The sequence below is a fragment of the Citrobacter sp. TBCS-14 genome (genome assembly GCF_005280805.1).
GTDB lineage: Bacteria > Pseudomonadota > Gammaproteobacteria > Enterobacterales > Enterobacteriaceae > Citrobacter > Citrobacter gillenii.
Genome location: NZ_SZWM01000528.1, coordinates 1 through 2,285 on the forward strand (window position 1 = coordinate 1; position 2,285 = coordinate 2,285).

Annotated in this window: 3 protein-coding genes; all 3 read left to right on the top strand. The window is 37.0% G+C overall.

From position 1 onward, the window contains the following. On the top strand, positions 1-1,278 hold a 1,278-nt coding region (locus tag FDX22_RS19685), incomplete at its 5' end, for a hypothetical protein (RefSeq protein WP_222592536.1). After that, positions 1,278-2,174 carry a phage distal tail protein domain-containing protein gene (locus FDX22_RS19690; RefSeq protein ID WP_036853156.1) on the top strand — a complete coding sequence of 299 codons (897 nt, stop codon included), beginning with the start codon at positions 1,278-1,280 and terminating at the stop codon, positions 2,172-2,174. The genes FDX22_RS19685 and FDX22_RS19690, both read left to right, overlap by 1 nt. Next, positions 2,174-2,285: hypothetical protein (locus tag FDX22_RS32690; protein ID WP_146717660.1), on the top strand; the 112-nt coding region annotated here is incomplete at its 3' end. The genes FDX22_RS19690 and FDX22_RS32690, both read left to right, overlap by 1 nt.

Genomic DNA, 2,285 nt, shown 5'->3' on the forward strand with positions numbered 1-2,285 from the left:
GTAGACTTCTTAAAGAGTGCATGGGACGGAATAGTTTCATTCTTTAGCGGTATTGGTCAATGGTTTGCTGATATATGGAACGGAGCAGTTGACGGAGCTAAAGGCATTTGGCAAGGCTTAGTCGATTGGTTCAGTGGAATTGTACAAGGTGTTCAAAATATTTGGAACGGAATAACAACATTCTTTACTACTTTATGGACAACTGTTGTTACTGGTATTCAAACAGCATGGGCAGGAGTTACAGGGTTCTTCACAGGGCTATGGGACGGAATAGTAAATGTTGTTACAACTGTATTTACAACCATTGCTTCTTTAGTGACAGGTGCTTATAACTGGTTTGTTACAACTTTCCAACCTTTAATTAGTTTCTTTCAATCTATATTTGGGTTAGTTGGATCAGTAATTAATTTAGCATTCCAACTTATATTGGCTATTATTCGCGGTGCTTACCAATTAGTTATCGGAGCGTGGAACGGCATATCAGGTTTCTTTGGTGTAATATTTAACGCAGTTAGTTCAATAGTTTCAACAGTATTTAGCGCCATAGGTAGCTTTGCTGGTTCAGCTTGGGATATACTGGTTGGCGTATGGAATGCAGTTTCAGGCTTCTTTGGCGGTATATTTAACGCTGTAAAATCAGTAGTTTCAACAGTATTTAGTGCAATCGGAAGTTTTGCTTCTAGCGCTTGGGGAGTAGTTTCATCAATATGGAATGCAGTTTCAGGCTTCTTTAGTGGCATATTCAATTCTGTTCGCAGTGTCGTTAGCGGAGTGTTTAGCGCTCTTGGTGGCTTTGCTTCAAAAGCTTGGGATGCAATTTCAGGTGTATTTAACGGAGTAGCTGATTTCTTTAAGGGAGCGTTTGACGGTGCTAAAGATATAGTTAGCGGAGTATTCGAGGCTTTTGGTAAATTTGCTTCAAATGCTTGGGATGCAATAACAGGAGTATTTAAGGGCATTGGCGACTTCTTTAGCGGAATATTTGGAGGAGTCAAAGATACAATAGACAGCGTTCTTGGAGGTGTAACAGATACAATTAAAAATATCAAAGGTTCAATTGATTGGGTTGCAAGTAAAGTTGGCGGACTATTCAAAGGTTCTATGGTAGTAGGCTTAACAGATGTCAATTTATCTTCTAGCGGTTACGGTTTAAGCACTAACAGTGTATCAAGCGACAATAGAACATATAACACATTTAACGTGCAAGGCGGTGCTGGTCAAGATGTTTCTAACTTAGCGCGTGCAATCAGACGAGAATTTGAACTAGGGAGGGCTTAATGGTAAGACAGTATAAAATACATACTAACTTAGACGGAACAGACGACAAAGTTTGGGACGTTACAAATGGAAAAGTTAGATTTTACCAGCCCTCTAATTTAGGGTTACAATCAACTAATAACATCTGGCAAAGTAATGGTATTGGAATAATGGGAAAACGCTCAATTACTCAACCACAAATAGAGTTTAAGCTAGAAACGTTTGGAGAAAGTTTAGAAGAAAATTATCAATTAATGAAAGACTTCGTAAACGATATTCTTAGCAAAAAATTCGTTACACTTGAATATCAAACAGAAATTTTTCAGGTGTATGCTGATTTAGCTTTAGCAGATGTCACAAAGACAGAGGGTTACGGTAAGAACGGAACTTTCAGCGAAAAGATAACTTTCGATGTAGTTACAAAGTGGTATACTTACGAAAATTTAACTTTTGACATGATTGAAAATGGTAAAGTTCTTTCTGGTAAGTCTAAAATTTATGGAGGAACCGCACCAGGAGACTATAAGTATATCGAAGGAACCTCTTACACTTATTATGGGGAAAGTGACATAGGCCGTTTAAGCCGTTGGGAAATAAAAGAAAAAATATTTAGTTTTATGGGGGTATTATATCCGAAACTTCCTAAAACACCTGCTGGAGTTAGATTTTTAGACGATGTTGGAAACGAATATACTGCAATTGTGTTTAAGACGGAACAGGTACAAGATTATATTTTAATTAATACAGATGTAAATGACGAATTTTATCAAGGCTGGAAGGGTACAACTGTACTAAACTTATTCCCTGTAATGAACTTTGAGCGATACAGAACTCGTATAATTGAAAAAGGTCAAATGGAGCTAGTTAATTTAAGTAAGGCAGAGCTTAAAATCAAGAGAAAGGCGGACTTTATTTAATGTTAGAAGCTAACGTTTATGATAACTTTAACCCTAACTATTACAATATATCTGATTTCAGAATGCCTAATGGTAAAAAAGAAAAAAGAGGCCTTCCAATACCAAAGGCAA

Coding starts and splice junctions, on each gene's coding strand:
- FDX22_RS19690 (WP_036853156.1), top strand. CDS start 1,278: ATGGTAAGACAGTATAAAATACATACTAACTTAGACGGAACAGACGAC.